The organism is Flavobacteriales bacterium, from assembly GCA_021739695.1.
Lineage (GTDB): Bacteria > Bacteroidota > Bacteroidia > UBA10329 > UBA10329 > UBA10329.
Genome location: JAIPBM010000009.1, coordinates 115,747 through 141,807 on the forward strand (window position 1 = coordinate 115,747; position 26,061 = coordinate 141,807).

General features: G+C 45.2%; 20 protein-coding genes. 16 read left to right on the plus strand and 4 right to left on the minus strand.

Going from position 1 to position 26,061, the window contains the following annotated elements; genetic code table 11:
- Nucleotides 1-62: 62 nt before the first annotated feature.
- Nucleotides 63-1,451, minus strand: a complete 1,389-nt coding sequence (gene lpdA / locus K9J17_07790; protein MCF8276620.1) for a dihydrolipoyl dehydrogenase — start codon at nucleotides 1,449-1,451, stop codon at nucleotides 63-65.
- Nucleotides 1,452-1,574: 123 nt separating this feature from the next.
- Between lpdA and K9J17_07795 the strand changes: the two genes are divergently transcribed.
- Nucleotides 1,575-3,314 (plus strand): PDZ domain-containing protein, encoded by a 1,740-nt coding sequence (locus tag K9J17_07795; protein MCF8276621.1) that lies wholly within the window; start codon nucleotides 1,575-1,577, stop codon nucleotides 3,312-3,314.
- Here the strand turns inward: K9J17_07795 and K9J17_07800 are convergent.
- Complete coding sequence (locus K9J17_07800) at nucleotides 3,311-3,697, minus strand: Rid family detoxifying hydrolase (GenBank protein MCF8276622.1); 387 nt, start codon at nucleotides 3,695-3,697, stop codon at nucleotides 3,311-3,313. The two genes, K9J17_07795 and K9J17_07800, sit on opposite strands and share 4 nt — an antisense overlap.
- Nucleotides 3,698-4,025: 328 nt before the next feature.
- Here K9J17_07800 and K9J17_07805 point away from each other — a divergent pair, with 328 nt between their 5' ends.
- Entirely contained in the window at nucleotides 4,026-4,592 is a 567-nt protein-coding gene (locus tag K9J17_07805; GenBank protein MCF8276623.1) for an aminodeoxychorismate/anthranilate synthase component II, read from the plus strand.
- Here the strand turns inward: K9J17_07805 and K9J17_07810 are convergent.
- Nucleotides 4,582-6,624 carry a T9SS type A sorting domain-containing protein gene (locus K9J17_07810; protein ID MCF8276624.1) on the minus strand — a complete coding sequence of 681 codons (2,043 nt, stop codon included), beginning with the start codon at nucleotides 6,622-6,624 and terminating at the stop codon, nucleotides 4,582-4,584. The two genes, K9J17_07805 and K9J17_07810, sit on opposite strands and share 11 nt — an antisense overlap.
- 329 nt (nucleotides 6,625-6,953) lie before the next feature.
- Nucleotides 6,954-7,616 (minus strand): fibronectin type III domain-containing protein, encoded by a 663-nt coding sequence (locus K9J17_07815; GenBank protein ID MCF8276625.1) that lies wholly within the window; start codon nucleotides 7,614-7,616, stop codon nucleotides 6,954-6,956.
- A 670-nt stretch (nucleotides 7,617-8,286) separates the two neighbouring features.
- Here K9J17_07815 and K9J17_07820 point away from each other — a divergent pair.
- The 14 genes from K9J17_07820 to can all read left to right on the plus strand — a co-directional run bounded on the left by K9J17_07820 (nucleotide 8,287) and on the right by can (nucleotide 26,032).
- Nucleotides 8,287-9,198 carry a putative phage abortive infection protein gene (locus tag K9J17_07820; GenBank protein MCF8276626.1) on the plus strand — a complete coding sequence of 304 codons (912 nt, stop codon included), beginning with the start codon at nucleotides 8,287-8,289 and terminating at the stop codon, nucleotides 9,196-9,198.
- Complete coding sequence (locus K9J17_07825; protein ID MCF8276627.1) at nucleotides 9,195-10,988, plus strand: DUF262 domain-containing protein; 1,794 nt, start codon at nucleotides 9,195-9,197, stop codon at nucleotides 10,986-10,988. Before K9J17_07820 ends, K9J17_07825 begins: the two co-directional genes overlap by 4 nt.
- A gap of 315 nt (nucleotides 10,989-11,303) precedes the next feature.
- A complete protein-coding gene (locus tag K9J17_07830) occupies nucleotides 11,304-11,918 on the plus strand; it encodes a hypothetical protein (GenBank protein MCF8276628.1) in 615 nt (204 codons plus the stop codon).
- 742 nt (nucleotides 11,919-12,660) lie between these two features.
- Nucleotides 12,661-13,959 (plus strand): hypothetical protein, encoded by a 1,299-nt coding sequence (locus K9J17_07835; GenBank protein ID MCF8276629.1) that lies wholly within the window; start codon nucleotides 12,661-12,663, stop codon nucleotides 13,957-13,959.
- Nucleotides 13,960-14,217: 258 nt separating this feature from the next.
- Complete coding sequence (scpA, locus tag K9J17_07840; protein ID MCF8276630.1) at nucleotides 14,218-16,338, plus strand: methylmalonyl-CoA mutase; 2,121 nt, start codon at nucleotides 14,218-14,220, stop codon at nucleotides 16,336-16,338.
- A gap of 84 nt (nucleotides 16,339-16,422) precedes the next feature.
- Entirely contained in the window at nucleotides 16,423-17,223 is an 801-nt protein-coding gene (locus K9J17_07845; GenBank protein ID MCF8276631.1) for a universal stress protein, read from the plus strand.
- 177 nt (nucleotides 17,224-17,400) lie between these two features.
- Nucleotides 17,401-18,828, plus strand: coding sequence for a T9SS type A sorting domain-containing protein (locus K9J17_07850; protein MCF8276632.1), 1,428 nt, complete (start codon nucleotides 17,401-17,403; stop codon nucleotides 18,826-18,828).
- 158 nt (nucleotides 18,829-18,986) lie between these two features.
- Entirely contained in the window at nucleotides 18,987-20,966 is a 1,980-nt protein-coding gene (locus K9J17_07855; GenBank protein MCF8276633.1) for a histidine kinase, read from the plus strand.
- The gene (locus tag K9J17_07860) at nucleotides 20,963-21,703 is read left to right on the plus strand and encodes a LytTR family DNA-binding domain-containing protein (GenBank protein ID MCF8276634.1); all 741 of its coding nucleotides are present in this window, start codon (nucleotides 20,963-20,965) and stop codon (nucleotides 21,701-21,703) included. Before K9J17_07855 ends, K9J17_07860 begins: the two co-directional genes overlap by 4 nt.
- A gap of 111 nt (nucleotides 21,704-21,814) precedes the next feature.
- A complete protein-coding gene (locus K9J17_07865; GenBank protein MCF8276635.1) occupies nucleotides 21,815-23,026 on the plus strand; it encodes a T9SS type A sorting domain-containing protein in 1,212 nt (403 codons plus the stop codon).
- Nucleotides 23,027-23,159: 133 nt separating this feature from the next.
- On the plus strand, nucleotides 23,160-23,300 hold the full coding sequence (locus K9J17_07870; GenBank protein ID MCF8276636.1) for a hypothetical protein: 141 nt from the start codon (nucleotides 23,160-23,162) through the stop codon (nucleotides 23,298-23,300).
- Nucleotides 23,301-23,407: 107 nt separating this feature from the next.
- Entirely contained in the window at nucleotides 23,408-23,680 is a 273-nt protein-coding gene (locus K9J17_07875; protein ID MCF8276637.1) for a hypothetical protein, read from the plus strand.
- A 106-nt stretch (nucleotides 23,681-23,786) separates the two neighbouring features.
- Complete coding sequence (locus K9J17_07880; GenBank protein MCF8276638.1) at nucleotides 23,787-25,328, plus strand: SulP family inorganic anion transporter; 1,542 nt, start codon at nucleotides 23,787-23,789, stop codon at nucleotides 25,326-25,328.
- 50 nt (nucleotides 25,329-25,378) lie between these two features.
- Complete coding sequence (gene can, locus K9J17_07885; GenBank protein ID MCF8276639.1) at nucleotides 25,379-26,032, plus strand: carbonate dehydratase; 654 nt, start codon at nucleotides 25,379-25,381, stop codon at nucleotides 26,030-26,032.
- Nucleotides 26,033-26,061 lie beyond the last annotated feature (29 nt).

Consider the following 26,061-nt stretch of genomic DNA (forward strand, 5'->3'; position numbering starts at 1 on the left):
GGGTTCTAATTAACAGAAAAGCCGTCAGTGAGACGGCTTCTTTCTGAATATGTTGTCACCTATTACAGGTGAATTACTTCATCGTAAGCAGCAGCGGCTGCTTCCATGATTGCTTCGCTCATTGTTGGGTGAGGATGAACAGTCTTAATGATCTCATGACCAGTTGTCTCTAGTTTTCGGATGGCAACGATCTCCGCGATCATTTCGGTTACGTTCGCACCAATCATGTGTCCGCCAAGCAATTCGCCATACTTTGCATCGAATATCAGTTTCACGAAACCATCTTTCGCGCCAGCGGCACTTGCCTTACCTGAAGCAGAGAATGGGAACTTGCCCACTTTGATCTCGTATCCGGCCTCTTTCGCTTTTGCTTCGGTGTACCCAACAGACGCCACTTCTGGAGAACAGTAGGTACAACCTGGAATGTTTCCATAATCCAATGGTTCTGGACTGTGACCAGCAATTTTCTCCACACAAATAATACCTTCTGCACTTGCCACATGCGCCAAAGCTGGGCCAGGAATACAATCACCAATAGCAAATACATGCGGAATATTGGTGGCGTAGAACTCATCTACTTTAACGCGACCGCCATCAACAATTACGCCCACATCTTCTAATCCGCAGCCTTCTACATTGGCCTGAATGCCAACTGCAGAAAGTACAATATCGCATTCAATTACTTCTTCGCCTTTCTTGGTTTTAACGGTCACTTTGCAACCATCGCCAGAAGTATCTACCGCCTCAACGGAACTTTCTGTCATGATCTTAATCCCCGATTTTTTGAACGAACGGCCAAGTTGCTTGCTCACTTCTTCGTCCTCTACTGGAACAATATTCGGAAGGTATTCCACAATCGTCACATCGGTTCCGATGGCGTTGTAGAAATACGCGAACTCCACGCCAATGGCGCCCGAACCAACCACAACCATTTTCTTAGGTTGCTTATCAAGCACCATGGCTTCGCGGTAACCAATGATCTTCTTGCCGTCTTGTTTTAAGTTCGGAAGCTCGCGGCTTCGTGCTCCTAATGCAAGAATCACATTCTTGGCCGTTACATCGCTTTTCTTTCCGTCAGCATCAGTTACTTCAACGGTCGTTCCGTTCTTCAGCTTTCCGAAACCTTCAATATGATCGATCTTGTTCTTTTTGAGCAGGAATTGAATTCCCTTGCTCATACCCTCGGCCACACCACGGCTACGTTTTACCATCTCACCGATATCCGCTTTGCTTTCGCCAACAGAGATACCGTAATCGCTAGCGTGATTGATGTATTCGAAAACCTGCGCACTTTTAAGTAATGCTTTGGTTGGAATACATCCCCAGTTAAGACATATTCCGCCTAATTCTGAGCGTTCTACCACACCCACTTTCATTCCCAATTGCGAAGCTCGGATGGCTGCAACATATCCTCCAGGACCACTTCCAACTACTATCAGATCGTAACTCATAATCGTTTCTGTTTAGGTCAGCGAAAGTACCAAGGAAATATAAATTCGAAATCCTAAATGCTTAAATCCGAAACTGTTTCGAATTTTTTCATTTAGTGCTTCGTGCTTCCCATATTTGCGCAAATGGAAGGGAAGATCGCATACAAGCTCATTTATGCCGAACCACACAGGCATTTTGTGGATGTGGAATTGACGGTTTCTGAATTGAATCAGGAGAAAGTACAGTTGCAATTGCCTGCTTGGCGGCCCGGTAGGTACGAGTTGGGCAACTTTGCCAAGAACGTGCAACGTTTTGCAGCGTTCAACGCTTCTGGACAAGAATTGAAGTTCAGAAAACTCACCAAAGACCTTTGGGAAGTAAATTGTTCAGGGCAAACTTCCATTCGGGTTGAATACAACTATTTTGCCAGTGAACTGAATGCGGGTAGCACGTATGTGGATCAGAAGCAGTTGTACGTAAATCCAGTTAATTGCTGCATGTATGTGCCAGAATGGATCGGTCTTCCTGCCACCTTGCAATTGGAAATTCCCGAAAATTGGACGGTTGCCTCTGGCATGACAGCTATCGGGAAGAACCATTACCAGCTGAAGGATTTTCATGAGTTGGCTGATAGCCCGTTCATTGCTTCGGCAGGCTTGCAGCACAATACCTATCAGGCAGGCGAAACACTTTTTCATATCTGGTTTCAAGGTGAGTTTAAGACCGAGTGGGAACGCATTCTAGATGATTTTAAGAAGTTCACTTCGGTACAGGTAGAAGCCATGGGCGATTTTCCTGTCAAAGAGTATCACTTTCTTTTCCAGATCAGAACTTATAAGACCTATCATGGCGTGGAGCATTCCAATTCAACGGTGGTTGCATTGGGACCGAGTTATGATATCCTGAAACCCGTTCTGTATGACGAGTTCTTGGGAATCAGTTCGCATGAGCTGTTCCACACCTGGAATGTGAAAGCACTGCGGCCTATAGAAATGTTGCCTTACGATTACACCAAAGAGAACTATACCCGTCTTGGTTATGTGGCCGAGGGTGTGACCACTTACGCTGGTGATCTGTTTCTTTATCAGTCGGGTTGCTTCAGCGATTTTGACTTCTTCAAGAACATTCATACGCTCTTTCAACGCCATTTTCATAACTACGGGCGTTTCAATCTTTCTGTGGCCGATAGCGGTTTCGATACTTGGTTGGATGGTTACCAAAAAGGAATTCCAGACAGAAAAACCTCCATCTATAACGAAGGAGCCTTGCTTGCTTTGATGTTGGATATCTCCTTGCTACGCGATACCAACAATCAGAAATGCCTAATGACGGCCATGCGCCTGTTGTACGAGCGTTTCGGAAAGACCGGAATTGGGTATACCGAAAAGGATTACCAGAATGCCATCGAAGAAGTAGGAGGCCGTTCTTACGAGGATTTTTTCAAGAATTACTACTACGGCACTTGCGATTTGGAAGCTGACCTGAACGAATTACTGCATTATGTAGGATTGGAGATCCGCGAAACCCGTTCGCGACTTTATTTCGAAAATCGCTTCGGTTTCAAGGTCGAATACATCCGCGAGCGAAGCGCACGTATCACCGAAATTGCGCCTAATTCCATTGCAGACAGGGCAGGATTGAAACTCGGAGATGAGATCGTTTCCATGAACGGCATCCGCATTCTCGGAAACCTCAAAGAGTGGTGCAAATATTTCCAAGAAGAAACGGTAACGCTTACGGTGAATGCTGATGATGACACGCACAAAATTCAGCTGACACCAACTGACGAACGTTATTACCGCACACGCTGGCCGCATAAAGTGCATGATGCAAGCGATGCGCAGAAAGCAAACTTCAGCGCTTGGACAAAGCGGAGTTTTTAGCCTTTAAACGCCACCACGCTTATTTCCACATTCACACCTTTCGGTAGTCCGGCAACGGCCACTGTTTCGCGAGCTGGCAGGAAACTTCCTTCAGGGAAATAAGAACCGTAGATCGCATTGACCGAAGCAAACAGGTCCATGCTTGAAAGGAAAATGGAAGTTTTAACCACGTGGCCAAAATCCATTCCAGCTTCCGAAAGAATGGCTTTCAGGTTTTGCATCACACGTGTGGTTTCCACATCAATGTTCGCCATATCCAAATCGCCCGTTTCGGGTATGAGCGCCACTTGACCAGCGGTGTATAGAAATCCGTTGACAAGAATGGCCTGACTGTAGGGGCCAATGGCGGCTGGTGCCTTTTCTGTATGTATGATTTTTTTCATGAATATTGAATTGAAGCACTAAACTCGAAATAAAAAAGCACGAAAGAGCTAAAGCACGAAATCCGAAATAAAAAAGCACGAAAGAGCTAAAGCACGAAATCCGAAATAAAAAGCACGAAAGAGCTAAAGCACGAAATCCGAAATAAAAAAGCACGAAAGAGCTAAAGCACGAAAGAACTAAAGCACGAAATCCGAAATAAAAAAGCACGAAACCGTTTCGAATTTCAGGATTTAGCTCCGCTGAACTTACGTTTCGCATTTCGAATTTCTTCTTTTAGAATTTCGGATTTTAGCCGACCGGTATTCGCATATTACCTAATTACCCGAATTGAAACTCCTCCTCCTCGATAATTACGATTCATTCACTTTCAATCTGCTGCATTATGTAGAGCAATTCTGCGATGATGTGACCGTGAAACGAAATAATGAGCTCACATTAGATGAAGTAGAAGCCTTTGATGCCATCATCCTGTCTCCCGGGCCAGGATTACCGAAAGATGCGGGAATTATGCCTGAACTCATTAAGCGTTATGCATCCTCAAAGAAGATTTTAGGAGTCTGTTTGGGTCATCAGGCTATTGGCGAAGCATTTGGAGCGAGCCTCAAGAATCTGAATCAGGTGCATCATGGAATTTCCATCCCCACCAATATCATCGCGAAAGAAGATTCGCTTTTTACAGCTATTCCTACAAAAATTGAAACAGGCCGCTACCATTCGTGGGTAATTGACCAAAGCACCATTCCGTCAGAACTTACCGTAACAGCCACGGATGATAACGGAGAAGTAATGGCCATTCGTCACAAACTGTTTAATGTCTGTGGTGTTCAGTTCCATCCCGAAAGCCTGCTCACTCCCGAAGGATTGAAGATCATCGGGAATTGGGTCAATTCCTGATAATCCGTTCCACCTGCGTTCCTTTCTCTGTTTGAATACGCAGAAGGTAGATACCTCTACTAAGCTGGCTCAGATCAACCTTAGAGATTCCGCTTCCTGTTTGTTTGAGTAGCAATCTTCCTTGCGCGTCTATTATCTCCACAGAATTGATGGTATTTCTCGGACTTGAGTTTGAAAGGAATACTTCACCCGTGGTCGGGTTCGGAAACACCGTAATGGAACCTGTACTTAATTCGTTGATTCCAGTAAAATCTCGAATCTCGCTTTGAACTGTTCCAGTCGATTGAGCATAAGGTAGTTCAAGGTAAATATCAGCTCGATTTTCGATGATAGTTCCTACAGGATTCCCAGGTGTCTGGTACATTCTAAATGTCACGTATAGCTGACTACCTACAAAATCTGAATCTTGAGCTGGCAGATTGATGTCAAAGAAATTAAAGGTGAGTGCACCATCGTTGTAATTCATGTTGAAATCATGACTTGAGATGATGGGTTCGAAATATGTATGGTTCAGGAACGGGGAAATGGTATCAACAATCGTCAAATTTTCAATTGAAGCCATTCCGCTATTCATGTATCGGATTCTATATACCAGCTCATCGTCTGCTCCGATGTACTGATGAAGAACCCACTTGTTTGTTTCAGAAATGGATTGAACGCGCTTATCCAGGGTTGGAATCTGTAACGTTACGCTTTCGCATACCTGAAATGAATTGTTCTCCGTTTGCGCTTCACCATTTAATATTTCAGCCTGCGTAGTAAAGCAAGTGATATTTCCTTGCAAACTTGAATCGCACGCAACGGTTCCAAGTAGACGATAAGTTAAGCATGCAAACGGTGGAACCGTATCAATGGTCATGGTGAGTTGGCTGTCATTGATCAAAGAAAAACCACTCAAGGAATCGAGGTTGTATTCCATCAACGGATTCGAGATATTGACCGTGATATCTAATCCAAAAACGGCCGAAGCTCCATTATTACAAACTTGAATGGTCTGAATACTAGGTTGGCATGGAGTCAGTCCGGTTGAACCAATGCTGATGCTTATGTCTGTTGTTGATGTGGTTTCATTACCAAATAATACCTCTGCAGATGGTATGTTCGGACTTAGTGCGAATGGAATGTAACTGCCAGTGCAGGTGTAATTTAAGAATCCTGGATTGAGCAGACTTTGCGTGATAAAGTATTCTCCTGAATCTAATAGCAAGGCGTATTCCCCGTTAAAATTTGTCCATACGTCAATGTCATTTGGCAACACATTCAATCGCACGTTCGGAATGGTCGGTTCATTTGCTTCGTAATCGCAATTGCCATTAAGGTCTTCATACACATTTCCGTGCAACACAAATTGTGCTGGTTGGGCTACGGAAGGACAGCTACAGATTGGAGTAAAGCGATAGGCGTCATCATAAGCTTCCCATTGCTCAGGGAAATTCCTTCCGGGCACTATGAATGCTTCTGTTCCGTCTTGGTTTACAATGCCCTCAACAGCAGCTCCGCCATTCCATGTAGCGCAAATGGCTTTTTCCTTTATGTTGATATCAATGACGTTGGTCGATTCGTGTAACACAATTTGATTCGAGAATTGGAGTGAAGCGCACGAAAACATCGCCACCTCATAATAGCTGATCACGAATGTTCTGAATGGCGCGTTGCCGTATGTATTGTAGAATATGCCAGCTGCCCCTGCGCCAGGGTTAATATCCTGCCAAGGTGCTAAAATGGCGAAGGTTGGGCTGCTTGAGTATGGCATAGTATCATTAATTGACCAAGGTGAACCTTGGCCAGCTACTGAATCATTGAACGTGATGTAGCCGTTGGATGATACAACCAATCGATTGACCGTGTCTCCAAAAAAACAGAACGAGAAACCGATTTCAATCACCTCCGAGTACATATCGTCATTTGTGAGTTCGATATCTATTCCCTGATCATAAGGATAGGGGGAATATGGTATTGGGCTCAGCTGATAGCATTGAGCAAATGCTAGTTGCGGTAAGAAAAGGCTCAGAAGTAAGATAATGCGATTCATTTCAGCGTATTTGTTGTTAAATATAAAACTTCCAACGTTAGAAGGCAAGGTTTTACATAGATGCGTTTGCCGCCTAATAGGTTACACAGCTTGCTTACACCTAAAGGATTGAAGATCATCGGGAATTGGGTGAACAGTTAGTCGATAGTCCACTGTCCACAGTCGACCGTCCGTCCACAGTCAATGGTCAACCGACTATGGTCTATGGACCATCGACTATGGACCATCGACTCAGCATGACAGACAAAAAAAAGGGTCGGGGCGCAACAGGATAAGGCCCCAACCCTCAGCGCAAGGCGCCTAAGGCGCGCTGCGTTTACCATAGCGCATTAGCGTGCAATGCTTTGCGCTTCGCCACTGTAAGGACCCATGCCGGCACTGTTCTGTGCCGCCACCCGAAAGCGGTAATTCTTTCCGGAAGTGAGGCCTGTTACCTCATACTTGCGTGTTCCTTGAATGGTAAGTACTTCCCAGGTGCCGCCAGCCTCTGCCGTAGGTTCTGTGCCGGTGCTGTTGTCTGCTGGCTTATTGTCAGCATCCATCCACATTTCCAGAACGTACGTTTTCTTGTGCGTAACGGCATCCCAAGTAAGTGCAACAGTACCAGGGTTTCCCCCTGGTGCGGCCCTCAAATTCTGCACTGCCAACGGAAGTTCCCATGGTTCGGGATCCTTCTGCACATCCATGCCCGATTTTACGATCAGTTCTGGAATTCCTTTGCTCGTCAGCTGCACGTAGTCTACCAATCTGTTCATCAGCAGGGTAAGCTCGTCATAGCGCGCATTGCGTTCTATGGTACGGTCTGTCCCACCTTTGATGGTCAACGATTCGGCAAGTGCAAGCGCCTCTGTCTTCAGTTGGATCTCTTCCAACGGAGGATCTGGAGTAGCATACACATCCGCATTCTTGGCCATGGTAACCCTTACGGCAATAGCTTTGATGATCGCCTGCGGAATGGTCAATGAAGCCCATCCCAATTTGACTCTAGCCATTTGATCAGGATTTAGGTTAAACAATTGCAGCCGATCCCTAGCTGCCTATCTACCCTGTTGCCAACCGGTGAGACCTTACCATACCGGTGTTCGGTTCTTAAACGCAGCGTGTTTTGGATTTATTATTCTGATGACGATTTTTTTTCTGCGCTCTTGAAAAAATAGCTTTTCCGATTCCGAGCAAACGATCTTAGGAAGAGACCGCCATAGCTTAGGAAACCTCTGCCCAAGCTATGCCGAAGGCTGCCATAGCTTAGGAAGAGACCGCCATAGCTTAGGAAACCATTGCCCAAGCTATGCCGATGGCTGCCATAGCTTAGGAAGAGACCGCCATAGCTTAGGAAACCTCTGCCCAAGCTATGCCGATGGCTGCCATAGCTTAGAAAGACATGGAACAAGCTTAGGAAATGATGAAAAGGACGATTTTCCATGGCTCTGTTCAGCAAACTGTGCTCAACCATGGTCTATTACTCCCTGGCATGGCCATTAACCCTCATTTTGTGCGGGTAGGGGTGAGGGTGTTGTGGATGTGAGGGGGAATGGGTAGTATTGAGGGAGTAAACGCAACAGAGATGAATTGATGGGCTTGTAGCGGAGAGGGGAAAGAGTATTATAGAAAGTTATGTGTGAAAAAGTACGAGGTTAGTTATTACAATAGTTTCGTTGTCTGATGAAAAATGTCACAGTATTATTGATTGTTGGAGTCTCGCTGATTACTATCTGTGTAAGCTTTTTTGTAATACCGTATTACGTATCTCAAACTAGCTCATACTGGTATTATGACAATAGCACAGGTGTTATCGGAGATACAATAGGTGGTATCGTTGGCCCCGTAGTTGGGTTTATTGGAGTTGTTCTCACGTTTTTAGCATTTTACGTGCAATACGATGCAAATAAAGTACAGAGAACCGCGCTTTACATGGAGCAATTTGAAAGCAAGTTCTTTGAACTACTTCGGTTACATCGTGAAAATCTAAAAACACTGGAAGCTAACGGTCAACATGGGATCAAGTTTTTTGAAAAATTATCTAATGACCTTAATATCTCACTGGACAAAGCAAAAACTAAAAGTTCAGGTAAATTCACAGATGATGAACTAATAATTATTGTCTTTTACGTATTCTATTATGGAAGTGAGACTTCAACACGATCCGCGATTAGGAATAAACTGTTCAAGGCGGACACTCATCCTAATGATCCTGTGCTAAGATCTATCTATGCTGAACTTACCAGCCAGCTCGATAAGGATGGCAACTTCAAGTTCCAAGGCCAGTTCAGTGTGCTATTGGATAATTATTTCAATATGCTTTTCTTATTGTTGAAATTTTGTCATCGGCATGTGAACCAAACAGATGCAACTGATATTCAATTACCTAATAAAGATTTTTACGTTGATACGATCGTAGCTCAGTTTAGTGTATTTGAAGCTACAATTCTGTTTTTTTATTTACAATCTGGATTTGATCAAAGAGTACTAACACCTATAAATCTAGTTAACGAATTCGGTCTATTAGATAAATTATTCTTGCAAGGGATAAAAGGCGTAAATGCCAAGGACTTGTTCACTAAACTTAAAGCATGAAAAATCATTTTGCAGTTGAACCACTAGAAATAGTTGAAATTTTGAAAGATGTTGAATCTGGCGCAATACAGCTGCCAAGATTTCAACGGGGATATAATTGGTCAACGGGAGCCGTACTTAAATTATTGGAGTCAATTCATAAACGGCATCCATCGGGTTCTTTGTTGTTTTTGGAGACTACCAAGCCTAAAACAATAGTTGGTTATGAACCAATAAGAACTGTTGATAACGAAAAATTATCATATCCAGAATATCTAATACTCGATGGGCAACAGCGAATCACATCATGTCATGCAGTTTTTTATAATAAGGGTAGCTATTCCTATTACATTAGTTTGTCGGATATCTATAGGATATTTAAAGATAAAGATGATTTGACTTTAGACGATTATGATGAACTGGATTTGATTGAAGATGAGAATCATAGAATAATCGTAGCGAAGAAACATTCTGAACATCCGGATGAATTTCTATTTAAGTCTGACCTACTTCCTCTTAGTTTTTTACGCGACCCATCTATTTATCGCAAGAAAATCTTTTCATATAAGCAGAATCTCAGGGAATCAGATGGCGTGGATAAGGCATATGTAGACTTCTTGGATTTACACTTGGATAACTTTGTTGATCCTTTTTTTCAATACAAGTTTCCAGTTATCAAGTTATACAAAGACCTAAGTATTGAAGGTGTTTGTAAGATATTTCAAACAATCAATAGTACGGGGTTAAAGCTGACCGCTTTTGATATTTGTGTTGCTTCGTTCATGCCGTTTGATATCGACCTCAAGCTTAAAACTGATAAGGTTATAGATGAAAAAGACCGATTATCCGTTCTCATTGATTCGGAGCGAACTATTATTCTTCAGACGATTGCGTTGCTAGCAGGTGTATCACCTAAAAAGAACGGGTTGCCAAAGAATTTAGAAGCAGATCACATAAGAGATGAATGGGAGGGTGCCATTGAGGGCCTTAATCTAGCAGTTGAATTATTAGATGAATTTGGAGTTGGGTTATCATACAGTACTAAGATTGTACCTTATAAACCAATGATTCCAGTACTGGCAGCCGCACTTGCAAAAAAGCAGTTTAAAGATAAGTTGGATGCTGAGCAAGGGATTATGATTCATAAATGTCGGCAATGGTTTTTCAAAGCATGCCTTGAAAATCGCTACACCGAAGGTACCGATAATAAAATGCAACTCGATTTTACCATGTTGAAGAGATGGTTTGATTCGGGTTCAACACCAGTAGAGATGAGTAATCCTATTCATCTCAACATAAATCAAGCAAGTTTTGCAAATAAGAATGGAGCTTTTGGTAAAGCAATTTTAGTTGCGTTAAACTCGGTGGACTTGAAGGATTTTTTGACCCTTTCAGATGTTGGTTATTCTGATAACTCAACACTTATGTCACATGTCCATCACATTTTCCCCAAATCCAAGTACGGTTCGAACAAACTTGTCGATAGCGTCTTTAACTTTACTTTTCTCGAAAACGCCACGAATATTTCCATTAAGAACTCAAGTCCTTCTGATTATTTGACGTCCTTAAGAGTGAATCAAAATCTGTCCGAACAGGACTTAAAAGAACGCTTAGGGAAACACTTCATTGATGAAAGCTGCTATACTAGCTTGATGAACGATGATATCAATACATTCATCACTCATCGAATACTTCGATTTGCTAAATATTTTCAGGATGAAATCGGGCTGGATGTGCAGGTGACAGGAAACAAGGTTAGCGATGATCAGATTGATTTAGATGGTGAATTTGAATTAGAAGAATCTGTGTAGCGACATAATTCGATTCCCCCGCTCGCGCAAGTCTTCCGCAGGACGACTTGTGTGGAACTAAGTACGATCAGTCTCTGACTGATCTTCTTTATTCAGCTCCGTTGAACCAAGGTTTCACATTCCGATAGCAAAACCTCGGAGGTCTATACCGCAAGCCATAGCCACAGCATAAGCCCGCGTAACACACACACACACACACGCTATGGCATGAATGAAAGCCCTATTTTCATAGCAGTAAAACGTTGCATTTACACTAAATGGATGCGATTTTCGTTCTACGGATAGAAGATCAAGTACTCATTAAACGGTGAATTCATGTTAGTTCCGGCCATGAATCTGGAGGAGATTCGCAAAGAGATAGCCAAGGATTTTGAGATCGTGGAACGTAAATCGCGCTACGTGGAAAAAGACCTCAAACGACTGCACGCACCGCTGCGCGACAAGCGCATCATCAAGGTCTACGATTATCATTCAAAATTCAAGAACAACTGGATATTCAAATGGGATGTGGATAAGAAGGTCTCGATTCCCGTTTACCTGATCTGGTACATTGGCCACCGTGGACTTACGGCCATTCAAACCTTCCCTCGTACCGATTGTCTGTTCTATTATACCTCCCATTATTTTAAACGCTATAACGAGCGCCTGGATCTTGGCATAAACGACCCGAAGCAATTGCTGCACACCTTTATGCACAACCACCTTGCCTATACCTTTCAGTATCTCGAAGAGGTTAACCGCGGAGTGTGGAAATTCTTTGCCTACACCAAGAACGGAGTGGCACTGGGTACATACATCCGATCGTGCAACTACTACAAGATGAACACCTTCATTACGCACGATATGTTGAAGGGCGATCAGCTGGAGATAGAGGCCTATAAGAAGGCCGAATTGGACAAATACTTGGCAACCTATCATAAGCTTGATTAATGCCCCCTTTGGTAAGACATCCTAGGTTGTTAAAACCTGGTAGGTCTCATTTGCTGATTTCCTGATCTGATTCCCCCAAAGTTTGCCACTTGAGATTTGCACAGAGCTTACTTAGAGTCTCAGAGATACACAGAGATGTTCCGACATGCCAGAAGCAAACCTTGGTCTCGGTGAACTTGCGGAACAGCTTGAATTCCCTTCGAAGAAAAAGCCCTCTGTGCATCTCCCATTCTCATTCTTTCTCTGTGAAACATATAACTGGCTTGCCGTGTGCTTACGGAAGCAAACCTTGGTCTCGGTGAACTTGCGGAACAGCTTGAATTCCCTTCGAAGAAAAAGCGCTCTGTGCATCTCCCATTCTCATTCTTTCTCTGTGAAACGTATAACTGGCTTGCCGTGTGCTTACGGAAGCAAACCTTGGGCTGGGTGAACTTACGGAGCAGCTTGAATTCCCTCGAAGAAAAAGCTCTCTGTGCATCTCCCATTCTCATTCTTTCTCTGTGAAACGTATAACTGGCTTGCCGTGTGCTTACAGAAGCAAACCTGGGGCTGGGTGAACTTGCGGAACAGCTTGAATTCCCTTCGAAGAAAAAGCGCTCTGTGCATCTCCCATTCTCATTCTTTCTCTGTGAAACATATAACTGCTAAACTTTAGGGGAATCCGTTTTCCTAATTAGCTTCGCTAAACATCGTTGCCCTCATTTGCTGATCGGCTAGTTAGCTAATTCTCTACATTTGAAGCATGTCACAACTATTCGAAGAATTCAAAACACCTTCCATCAGCGATTGGAAGAAATTTGCAGCCAAGGAGCTGAAGGGCGCCAACATCGATGAGTTGAACCTTTGGTTGGCAAGCGATGGCTTTCAGGCCAAGCCAGCCTATTTCCGAGAGGAAACAGAGAAGCTGCCGATGTACGGTAGAACCATCCGTCCGCTGCGTTTCGACCAGCGGAGCAACGATTGGCTTATTTGCACGGATGTGCGCGTAGAGAACGTGGAAGATGCCAACTTAGAGATACTTCATAAGTTGAGAATGGGCGCTTCGGCCCTTAGCATCGACCTGAATGGACACGATTTTGCGCGCGATGATTTCGATGCCTTGTTTGATGGTGTGTTGGTGGATGCCATTTCGGTTTCCTTCTCCAACGCCTACAATACCTTGCGTTTTCAGGCCGATTATTTCGCATGGACTGAGAAGAAAGGCTACGGAGCAGAAAACCTGATGGGCGGTCTCTGGTTCGAGCACATCAATGCCGATCTGGCCACGGCCATCATCACCGAAAACAACCGCCATGCCTTTGGTGCCATTGGTTTAGATTGTGGTCAGTTTTACATGAAAGGCGCCAACATTTCGCAGCAATTGGGCACTTCCATTGCGTGGGCAAATGAGCTACTGAACGGGCTGCGAAAGAACGGCATCTCCTTCGAACAGGTTTCGGACAACATCGGATTCAGCTTGGCCATTGGCGGCTCTTTTCTTCCCGAAATTGCCAAGTTCCGATTGATGCGCTTCCTGTGGGCGCGGGTCTTGCAGCAGCATGGTGCAGCCTCCAAACGCTGGAAAACGTGGGTGCATGCCCAAACGGGCGAACGCCACCTGAGCAGTCTGGATACGCCTGTCAACTTGCTTCGCGAGAATGCGCAGGCGATGAGTGCGGTGCTTGGCGGAGTAGATAGCCTCACCATTCATCCGTTCAGACAGGACGAACCTGAATTGGCGGATAGAATGGCCATCAATACGCAGCATTTGATGAAAGAAGAGGCGCGCCTCAATCGTGTCATCGATCCTGCTGCGGGTAGCTATTATGTCGAGCACCTCACAGACATCCTCGGCAAAAAGGCCTGGGATTTCTTCTTAGAGATTGAAGAACGAGGAGGTTATTCGACATGCGCCAGTGATGGATTTTTGGAAGATGAATTCGCCAAGTCTGATCAGGCGTATTATGACGAAGTTGAAAAGTTAGAACGGGTGTTGGTAGGAACGAACAAATTTCCATCGCCATTCGAAGAGTCGAACGATAAAGTGGAGGATGAGGATTAACCGCAAAGACGGAATTAACCGCAAAGACGCAGAGATTACGCTGAGAACGCAAAGAAAAACTCCGCGTCCTTTGTGGCAAAGAAATGGAGAAATAATCGCGCAGTTCCCCCTTTTAAAGGGGGTGGCGAGGAACGAGCCGGGGGATTTTCATTCGGGAAGCGAGGAATTTTCTCTGCGCCCTTTGCGAAAAAAAATCTCCGCGTCTCTGCGGTAAAAGAAGAAGAGGAATAACCGCGCCTTTGCGGTAAAAACAACAGAATGAAACCAGATTTTAAAGACACCGAATTCTATCTCCGTACTGTAGAATTGGAATCGACCGAGGCGGGCGAGTATTTCGAAACGCCAGAAGGCATTCCGGTTACGGCAGATAATTACCCTGTAGAGATTGAAGACCTCGAACACATCGATTTCGTATCGGGCGCTGCGCCATTCTTGCGTGGGCCTTACGCTTCGATGTACGTCAGTCGCCCGTGGACCATCCGCCAGTATGCGGGCTTCTCTACCGCTGAAGAAAGCAATGCCTTCTACCGTAAGAACCTTGCCGCAGGGCAGAAAGGACTATCGGTTGCCTTCGATCTGGCCACGCACCGAGGGTACGATTCTGATCATGAGAAAGTAGTGGGCGATGTGGGGAAAGCAGGCGTAGCCATCGATACTGTGGAGGATATGAAGATCCTCTTCGATCAGATTCCTTTGGGCGAAATGACGGTTTCCATGACCATGAACGGGGCGGTGCTACCGATCATGGCATTTTACATCGTTGCGGCCGAAGAGCAGGGCGTCTCGCCAGAGCACTTGGCAGGAACCATCCAGAACGACATCCTCAAGGAGTTTATGGTGAGGAATACCTACATCTATCCGCCTGCGCCAAGCATGCGCATCGTGGGTGATATTTTTAAATATGCTGCCGAGAAGATGCCACAGTTCAACAGCATCAGCGTATCGGGCTACCACATGCACGAAGCAGGAGCCACGGCCGATATTGAGTTAGCATACACGCTTGCAGATGGATTAGAATACATCCGAACGGGCTTGGCTGCTGGCTTGAACATCGATGATTTCGCACCGCGCATCAGTTTCTTTTGGGGCATCGGCATGAACTTCTTTATGGAGATTGCCAAAATGCGTGCTGGAAGAATGCTGTGGGCCAAACTTGTGAAGCAATTCAATCCGAAACTGGAGAAAAGCATGGCGTTGAGAACGCATTGCCAAACTTCAGGTTGGAGCCTCACGGAGCAGGACCCTTACAATAATGTGGTTCGAACGAATATAGAAGCGATGGCGGCCGTTTTCGGTGGCACACAATCGCTGCACACCAATTCCTTGGATGAGGCCATTGCTTTGCCAACCGACTACTCGGCACGGATAGCGCGTAATACCCAACTTTTTATTCAGAACGAGACGGATATCTGCAAAAGCATAGATGCTTGGGGAGGTTCTTACTATGTGGAGAAACTGACCAATGAACTCTGCGAGAAAGCGTGGGCTTTGATTGAGGAAGTAGAGGAATTGGGAGGCATGGCAAAGGCCATCGAAACCGGTCTTCCGAAAATGAGAATTGAAGAAGTTGCTGCGCGAAAGCAAGCACGCATAGATAGTGGGGAAGAGGTGATCGTTGGGGTCAATCGCTATCAGTTGGAAGAAGAGACGGAAATGGATATCCGCGAGGTGGACAACAACGCAGTGCGCGAAGGCCAATTGAAACGCTTGGCAGAAGTAAAAGCAAAACGCAATCAGGCAGACGTAGAAGCCGCACTGAGTGCGCTTACCAATTGCGCCAAAACCGGCAACGGAAATCTCTTGGAATTAGCGGTGGATGCAGCACGCAAGCGCGCCACCTTAGGTGAGATTTCTGACGCGATGGAAGCGGAATTCGGGCGATACAAAGCGGTGATCCGTTCCATTTCGGGAGTATATTCGAGCGCAGTGAAAAAGAACGAAGACTTTATAGCGGCTCAGGAAGCTGCTGATGCATTTGCAGAGCAGGAGGGAAGACGTCCACGTATTCTGGTTGCCAAAATGGGGCAGGACGGTCACGACCGTGGTGCTAAGGTTATTGCCACTTCCTTTGCCGATATTGGCTTTGATGTGGATCTAGGTCCGCTATTCCAAACCCCTAAGGAAGTAGCCAAACAAGCCATCGAGAATGATGTTCATATCGTTGGGGTGAGTTCGCTGGCCGGCGGGCACAAGACACTCGTTCCAGCAGTTATCCAAGAGCTGAAAAACTACGGACGCGAAGACATCATGGTGGTGGCAGGTGGCGTCATCCCGCATCAGGATTACGATTTTCTCTACGACAATGGCGTGGCATTCATATTCGGCCCAGGAACGGTGATTGCTAAGGCAGCAAAAGAGATATTGAGAAAATTATCTTAAAGCAATTTAAAAGTAGGTGAATTGAGTTTGAATTCCTTGTCAATCTGAATTTCATAGTTTTACCTCGTACCTCAATTTGTTTCCATGAAGAGAATAGCCATACTCGTTGATTTCAGCTCTATTTGTGCCAAAGCCTTGGAATTTGGAGCCAGCATTGCAGCTAAAGCACAGGCCGATGTGGTGCTTGTACACGTGACCGAAGCTACCGATGAGCAGACCTTAAAGGCGCTTGAAGAAAAGTTATCTGGCATGCATGTGGCCATTGCCGGGAAGGTGCTGAACAGTAAGAACCATGTGGCTTCGGGTTCATTCTTCTCGGTTATTCCATCTGTAATTGCTGATTTGAAGGTAGATCTGGTGGTAGTACCGACCCACGGGAAGGTGGGCATTGCACAGCACTTGCTTGGGGCCAATATCCTGAAATTAGTGAAAACCTTGCCTGTGCCTGCATTGGTTGTTCAGGCCGAAAGCGTTCTGAACGATGCAACTTTCAAAACCCTTCTGTTCCCCGTAGGGCCGAACAAGCATTTTGATGTGAAATACAAGCAAACAGCCAAGTTTGCCAAGATCTATGGTAGCACGGTTGTGGTGTACACAGTTCGTAACGACATCCGCGGAATTTCGGATGAGTTGAGAGCCAACATCACCGATTCCATGGCATATTTTGAATCGGTAGGCGTGAAGTGTGAAGAGGTGGCTGAAGAACCGACCAGCTTCTCTGCCGGCTACGCCAAGCACATTCTCCACTATGCCAAGACAAGCGGAGCTGGTACCATCTGCATCATGTCGTTGGTGGCAGACGACCAAGGCTATATCGGAAACAACGATAAGGAGAACATTCTGCTCAATACCATGGCGCTGCCTGTTTTCTGCGCCAACCTCTAAGCTTTCCGTTCTAATAAAGGCAATTCTGTAAGTCCCGAAAGGCGGACAGAACGCCTATTCCCCAAATTATTACACCTTTTCCGCTTTCAGCTACAGTTGTACATCGGTCTGAAAGGATGCGCTTGGGTGTTCTCAACTTCGTGATACGTTAACTCATTAATCACTCAAAACTGTATCATGAAAAAAATGTACTCTTTACTCGCCAGTGCAGCCCTGCTGCTTATGGGATACACAGGTGCCAGCGCCTGTCAGTATTCTAACTTCGACCTTGTGTCGGAAACAGACCTAGGTGGTGGACTCTTTGAATATACCGTCAGCTTCTGCGTAGGCAATGGAGCGGCTGCCTCAGGAAACACGCTTCTGTGGGCCATCAGTTTGGATAATGGTGCCGCGTTCGCCAGCTTCCCTGCTTCGCTTACAAGCCCAGCCACGGGTGCTGTCTATGTGGCAGATAACGTTTCTTATGGTCCTAGCTACTTGGTGTTTGAGAATTACACTTCTGGTGGATGGGACGGTTCGTGGGCCTGTGGCAATGCTGCCTGTGGTTCGCTTACTCAAGTGTGCGAAACATTCACGTTTGTGACCAACGGACATCCTAACTCAATGACCTTGATGGGAGCTGAAGGTGATGGCGTAGGAGTAGCACCTTATGGTTGCAATGGCGATCCAGACATGGTTATCAATCTACAGAGTTTGACCGTGGACGCAGGAAATACCGTGTACTACTGCTTGGGAAATTGCACCAATCTGACAGCAACTATCACTGGAGGAACAGCCCCATATACTTACTCTTGGGATGCACAGCACAATCCGGCACACGTGGGATCTACAGCTAGCATTTCAGTATGTACAACTGTGAATGAGCTGTATTTGCTTACGGTTACAGATGCCAACGGTCTTTCGAGCAGCGATTTTGTAGCTGTTTATGTGTACCAACCGCCAGTGGTAAGTGCTGGTTCCGATAAATTGATCTACCGCGGTTATGGCGCTTCTTGTGTATCGCTTGATGGTTACGCTAACAACAGCATGGGACCTTATTCGTACTCTTGGAGTAACGGGTCTACGGCTAAAAAGCCTTCAGTTTGTCCAATTACCACTACCAATTACTCGCTAACTGTAACTGATGCCAGAGGTTGTACCGCAAGCGATGATGTGACGGTAGAAGTTCGAGATATCCGATGCGGAAATGGTAAGGTGAGAATGTGTAAAAACAATACAACCTATTGCGTCAAAACCAATCAGGTTCAATCTAAATTGAACAATGGATTTGTACTTGGCGCCTGTGGTTCGTACAAACTGGATGGGTCGGAAGATGAAGACATCTACGTGGAAGAAGAGATGATGGAAACCGGAGTATATCCGAATCCAGCAGCAGATAATGTGAACGTACGTTACGGATTTGATGCCGATGCCATTGTGAACATTGATGTGTATGACATGTCTGGTAGAAAAGTTCAGACAGTAGTAAGCAGTCAAGAGGTGCTTGAAGGCGAAGTGAATTCAGCAACCTTTTCTGTAAGCAACTATCCAGCAGGATTGTATCTGGTAACCATTCTGACAACAAATGGAGATAGGGAAATGCATCGAATGATGGTGGCACACTGACCGCATTAACCTTAAATTCAGCCAAAGACCCTCACGGAATTCCGTGGGGGCTTTGGCGTATTTGATGTTGATCAATATCCAATTCACCCACCTCAGAAAATTGATGCGATGATTCGAATTACCTTCTTGCAGTCACCTCCTTTCGTTAATCTTGAGTTATGAATATCAACCGACCTTTCATCTGCAGCCTCGTGCTGTTTTTCTGTTTGGCACAAGGCAGTTTTGCGCAATCTGATTCCGTTTGGCACGTGGTGCAGAAGTTGCATCTCAGCAAATCAGACTCAGCCATTGGCATTTGTTATAAGCAACTTCGGCTAACTGCTAAGAGCGATTTCAGCAACCTATCTCAAGGTCATTATTGGATCGGGAACACCTACATGAAACTGAATCTTGACTCGGCACAGAAACACGCAAACCTGGCTTTGGACTTAGCAAATAGATCGGACGACCCAATCCTAAGGGCAAAGGCACATCACCTGCTAGGCTCCATCGATAACCGCTTAAGCAAGTTTGATTCGGCCATTGATCATTTCAAACAAGGGCTCGAAGAACTACGCAGTGAGAAGGATACGACCAATGGACGGTATATGCAGATCTACGAGATACTGTTGCGCGGCACATCTACCACCTACAACTACATGAATAGGAATGATGAAGCTATGACTTACGGTCTTAAGGCATTGAATTATGCGCAACGCTACGACCTCGATTTTCCGCAACAAGCAGGACTGATAGCCATTTCGAGTCTGTTTTACAAAGTGAAGAACTATGAAGAGGCAAAGAAGTACATGCATTTGGCCTTGAAAAAATGCAAAGACGCCAATAATGAGCTGGGCGCTGCCAAATGCTACAACAATCTTGCTATTTACCACAGCGCGGAGTTGCAATACGACTCTGCGGTTTGGTACCAGAGCAAAGGCATCAACATGTATCGCGTTATGGGTAACACCGAGGGATTGGCCAACAGCTTGGTACTGCTTGGTATGATACAATTTGAGTTGGGTAAGGAAGAAGAGGCAATCGGTCATTTATTGGAGGCTGAAAAAATCGTCAAGGAGAAGAGCTTTGATATTCAGCTCTTTGATGTTCTGGTAGACCTTGCAATGGCATACAACAAGCAGGGAAATTTTAAAGAAGGATTGGCCAAAGCAGATGAACTTATTGCGTTTGCTAGCAGCAAAAACCGTCCTGATAAAATTGTACGTGGCTACACGATGAAGTATGAATCGCTTTATGGGCTTGGGAATTATAAAGAGTCGGTAGAATACCTTCAAAAGAGTATGGCTCTTTCAGATAGCATCAAGGCAACGGAGAACGACAAGAATCTTCAGCAGTTATTGGTGAAGTACGAATCTGAAAAAAAGGAAGAAGAGATAAAGCGCATAACTAGCGAGGCGGAGGTGAAAGATCTGCTTATCCGTCAACGTAATATTCAATTATTGTCCGGTGGTGCTGGCGTTTTGGCCCTCATAACACTTGCTTTTCTGATGTTCCGCAGTTATCGGATCAGGAACGAGTTTGAACTACTCGATTTAAAACAACGGTTCTATCGTGCCCAGATCAATCCGCATTTCCTTTTCAATGCTTTGGGTTCGGTTCAAGGCTTCTTCTATGATAAGACCGATCCGAATAAAGCAGCAGGATACCTTTCGCGCTTGTCCAAACTCATGCGCCAGATATTGGAGAATACCTTTGATAATGAAGTGACGTTGGCAGAGGAGGCAATGCTGATGGAAAACTACCTCGAAGTTCAGAAAGTGCGCATGAGCGATCGCTTCGATTACACCATCGATATGGATGAAGACCTCGAAGATGTGATCATTCCATCCATGATCACCCAACCCTTTTTGGAAAACGCGGTAGAACATGGATTCAAGGAATTGACTGACCGTAAAGGCATGATCCACGTCAGTGTGATAGAGATGGCTGGGGCGATTCAGATAAAAATTGAAGACAACGGCACAGGACTGGCCCAAAGCAGCGCGCCATCCGACCATCGTTCGCGAGCCATGGAAATAACCCGCGAGCGATTGCAACTGTTGGAAAAAGTGAAAGGCAAGAAAGCAAGTTTTGAAGTGAAGGATAACCGCTTGAATGGCGGAGTTGGTGTAACTGTACTTATAAATCTACCTACATGAAACTGGCAGTTATAGACAATGAGAACGAAGTACGAAAAGGCATTGTGCTCATGTTGCAGCACAATTTTCCTGAAGCGGAAATTGTGGAGGCTGATGGCGTGGCAACTGGTTTGCAGTTGATTGCCACCGAACATCCAGAGCTCATTTTTCTGGATGTTGAGATGAACGATGGAACGGGGCTTGACCTGCTGCGCAAAGTGGAGCATCGCTCTTTTGAGGTGATCTTCATTACGGCATTTGCCAAATATGCCATAGAAGCGCTTCGCCTCAGCGCCATCGATTATTTATTGAAACCCGTTGATCCCTTGGAGTTGGTGGATGCCGTCAATCGTGCCATCGACAAGATCGATAAGGAGAACATGGGCGCTAAATTGGAACTCCTGGAGCAGAATCTGAAGCAACTGACGGGTGGAAGCCGCAAGATATTGCTGAAGGATCAGGATTCCATTCATCTCATCAAGATAGACGATATCATGCGCTGCGAGGCCGATGCCAACTACACACGGTTCTTCATCGCCAACCGTCCTTCCATTTTGGTTTCTAAAAACCTGAAGGAATACGAAGACCTATTGGGCGACCATTTCATCCGTGTTCACAATTCGCATCTGGTCAACATCAGCTTCATTGTTCGGATTGATAAGAACGATGGAGGTTCCATTCGCATGTCAGATGGAGAGAATATTCCGGTTTCGGTACGCAAGCGCGAAAAGCTGCTGGAACACCTGAAACGGTTCTGAACAGAAATTGAAGAAACGGTAACGCTTATCCATTGAAGTAGGGCACTGCTACATTGGGCCGATGTAGCGGCAAGTGCTAAGGTAGCTTTGGGTTGAACTAAAACTCCACCCATGAAAAAAGCTTACTTATTATTTTCTGCCGCTGCCGTTCTACTGGTTGGCGGTCAAGCATTTGCTCAATGTGAAAGTGCCACAACGCTGGTTGTCGATCTTCAATTTGAGAACACCACGGCCGATTCATCCCAATACAATCAGCCCATGTTTGTGCTCGGGAACCCAACGTTCGCTATGGATCGACATGGCAATCCGGCCGGAGCATTGAACACATCTGCTGGCACTGTTTATCTCTATAACTCCCTTACAGGCGAATTCAAGGCGCCATTCCCGTTCACCTATTCGGGATGGATAAAGGCCAATGCGCTCAACGCACGTAATCCCATATTCATGAACGAAGACTACGGCAATGCCTATTCAGGTGCTTGGGTCAATGTACTACCTACAGGAGAAGTAACTGCCAATGTGGGTGATGGCGGAGCGCCAAGCTTGGCAAATGTGGTTACGGCAACAACCGTTTCTCAGCCAATTATTACTGGCGAGTGGTTTCATATTGCTGTTGTTTTCCAATCATTGACTGAGATCAGAATCTACGTTAATGGTATCGAGCAATCGGTCAATTACACTGGAACAGGTAGCCAATTATACTACTACATGAGCTATGGGACTGCTGGTAAGATCGGTAGTGGTGTGAATGGTACAGGTACAAATGTCTTCTTCGATGGGCTTATTGATGATGTACGTTTTTGGACAACAATGCTCGTAGATCAACAGATTCAGGGCATACACAACAGTCACGTGGATTTTGTGTCCGTGAATAGCGTGATCCTTTGCAATGAGGAATTTGAAGACCTGACTGCGCCAAACGAACTGTGTGCGTATAGTTGGAGCAATGGAGATACAGATGCTGTGGATCGCATCTTCGCCAGTACACTTGGTATTGGAGACCACGTGATCTATGCCAGTATTTACGACAATCAAAATATCGTTTATACTGATTCAGTATTGGTTACGGTAAGTGCTTGCACCGGTGTTGCAGAAGAGGAATCCGCACAGGAAGTATCTGTCTACCCAAATCCTACTACGGGAATGATTGTGTTGGAATCGAATACGCCAACCACCTTCCAATTGAGCAATGTACTCGGGGAGATTTTGACAAGTATTTCGGTTAATGGAAAACGCAATTTCGACCTTTCTACCTATGCAAAGGGCGTTTATATGCTAACGGATAACAATACTGGGATCACGCACAGATTACTGAAGGAATAACAGCTTTTTGGTTTGGTTTCTGGCCTGATGGTATGCACTTCTGTCTGTATCGTCAGGCCTTTTTTATTGAGGAGTTCAATCAGTTCTTCTCACATTAGAACAATAACTGCAAGGATAAGCTCGTTTTTATCACATGGAAAAGATAAAGAACATATCATCGTTTGTGGCCGTGGTAATGATTCTCAGTATGTTGATGGTTTCGTGCACAAGCACGCATCAAGCGCGCAAGTGCGATGGCAGACGGGCCATTCACACCCCAATGGGACCAATGTGATGCGGTTTCCAAGCAATGCATGTTTTTGTTGTCGCTTAAGCAGCGAAACTTAGCTTTGTAACATGCAAAAGAAAACCAGGTGGTTGAATTCGATAAGTTGGCTGTTTATGCTAACGATACTTATTTCTACGTTTCAGGTTTCTGTTGTAGGTTTTCAAACGGGTGATAACTCGTGGTTTGATTTTCTGACAACCGTGATGGCCGAAGAAGAAACGGAAGATGCACAATCGGAGGAAGATTCCTTCGAAGCTATGGACTGGTTGCTTTCAGATCATTCGTTCGTTGAATTAGCATCTGTTTTCAGTTCAGAAACTTATAGGTTTCATAATCCTTACATCTCATTCGTTGGCGAAGTTTCTTCGCCTCCTCCAGAAGCATAATATCCAGTTGCCGCCTTGTAGCGGTTGTTGACTGCGTTGCGGTCAATTCCTTTCAATTATCAATTGATCATTTCCCAGAATTATCCTGGGATTAAACTGGATTTACGTGAAAAATCATTTCAAGCATCTCGGCTCCGATATACCTGCTGGTATTGTGGTCTTTTTTGTGGCTGTTCCTCTTTGTCTCGGAATTGCGCTAGCTTCTGGCGCACCTTTGTTTTCGGGTGTCATTGCAGGCATAGTAGGCGGTATTGTTGTCGGAGCCATCAGTGGTTCGCAACTTGGCGTTAGTGGTCCTGCCGCAGGTTTGGCTGTCATAGTTCTCACTGCCATCCAAGACCTTGGTTCATTCGAAGTGTTTCTAATGGCCGTGGTTCTAGCTGGAGTGTTTCAGATCATTCTCGGTGTTCTCAAGGCCGGAATCATCGGCTACTATTTTCCTTCAGCCGTTATCAAAGGAATGCTGGCAGCAATCGGAATCATCATTTTTCTGAAGCAGATTCCACATGCTTTTGGATACGATAACGACTACGAGGGCGATCTTGATTTCTCTCAATCGGATGGCTTCAACACGTTCAGCGAATTGAGCCACATGATGGATTACGTGAGTTCGGGTGCGATGATCATTGCTGTGGTTTCGCTTGGTATTCTCATTCTTTGGGATCAGCCATTCGTCAAACGATTCAAGCTATTTCAACTGGTGCAAGGCCCGATTGTGGCTGTGGCAGTAGGCATTGGGCTGAATCTTGCTTTTGCTGCTTCGTCAGAATTTGCCGTTGCAAACGAGCATACCGTAAATCTTCCGGTATCAGCCGGATTGATGGACTTTTTCGGTCAGTTCACCTTGCCTGATTTCGGTGCTATTACCAACACGAAGGTTTGGACGGTGGCTTTTACTATTGCCATTGTGGCCAGTTTGGAAACGCTACTGAGCGTGGAGGCCACCGATAAGTTGGATCCGCTCAAGCGTATCACACCAACCAATCGCGAGCTGATTGCGCAAGGAATAGGCAATTCGGTAGCTGGTCTCATTGGTGGATTACCACTTACGCAGGTAATTGTTCGCAGTTCAGCCAATATCCAATCGGGTGGCGTGACCAAGGTTTCAGCCATTTTCCACGGTTTGCTCATATTGTTTTCGGCCATGCTGATTCCAAATATTCTGAATCTGATTCCGCTTGCCAGCTTGGCTGCGATCCTGCTAATGGTCGGGTACAAGTTGGCCAAGCCTTCCTTGTTCTTACAGATGTACCGATCGGGAAGGATTCAGTTCATGCCCTTTATCATTACTGTTGTCGGTATCGTTTTTACCGACCTCTTGATCGGAATCTCGCTTGGCTTAACGGTTGGGATTTTTCACATCCTTTACGAGAATCTAAAAACTTCGCATTACATCAAACAACGCGAGGAAGGCGAGAAGATCATCGTGGAACTTTCTGAACACGTATCGTTCTTAAATAAAGGTGCAATTCAAAAGTTATTAGAAGGAATGAATCCTGGATGCCACTTGCTCATCGATGCATCGCGAAGCGAATTTGTCCATCCAGATGTGGTGGAGATCATCGAAAACTTCATCAGTTCAGAAAAACATGCATCAAGCACAATTGAAGTATTCGGAATTGATAATAAGCAGGAGGAGGCCGATTGAGACTCAACTAGTTGGTCTATAGTTAATTTCATTTTTTAATATCCATTCAAATGTCAGATATGAAGGAAAAAACATTTTACAAGAAACTCATCGATAATAACAGGAAGTGGGTTAAAGAGAAATTGGGAGGTGATCCTGAATTCTTCAAAAAACTGGCCGATGGCCAATCTCCACCCGTACTTTGGATCGGTTGTGCTGATAGTCGCGTACCTGCAAACGAGATCATTGGGGCACAACCAGGTGAAGTTTTTGTGCACAGGAATATTGCCAATATGGTCATTCCAACAGATATGAGCATGCTAAGCGTGCTTGATTACGCGGTGAATGTGCTCAAAGTACGCCACGTGATCGTATGCGGTCATTATGGTTGTGGAGGTGTGAAAGCTGCCATGGGAAATCAATCTTACGGCATCATTGACAACTGGATCCGTCACATCAAAGATGTTTATCGGTTTCATCAGGACGAGTTAGAACTGATGGACGATGAACATGATGGCCGTTTCAATCGATTTGTGGAGTTGAATGTTCGGGAGCAAGTGCACGATTTGGCCAAAACATCCATTGTGCAAACCGCTTGGCACAATGGACAGGAACTACATCTACATGGTTGGGTCTATGGTGTTGGTTCGGGTGTTGTAAAGGACCTAGAAGTGAACCTAAGCTCCAATTCGATGCTTGACGATGTCTATCAGCTCAAATTCTGAGTTTAGATCTGATGAAAGAGAAAAGGGCA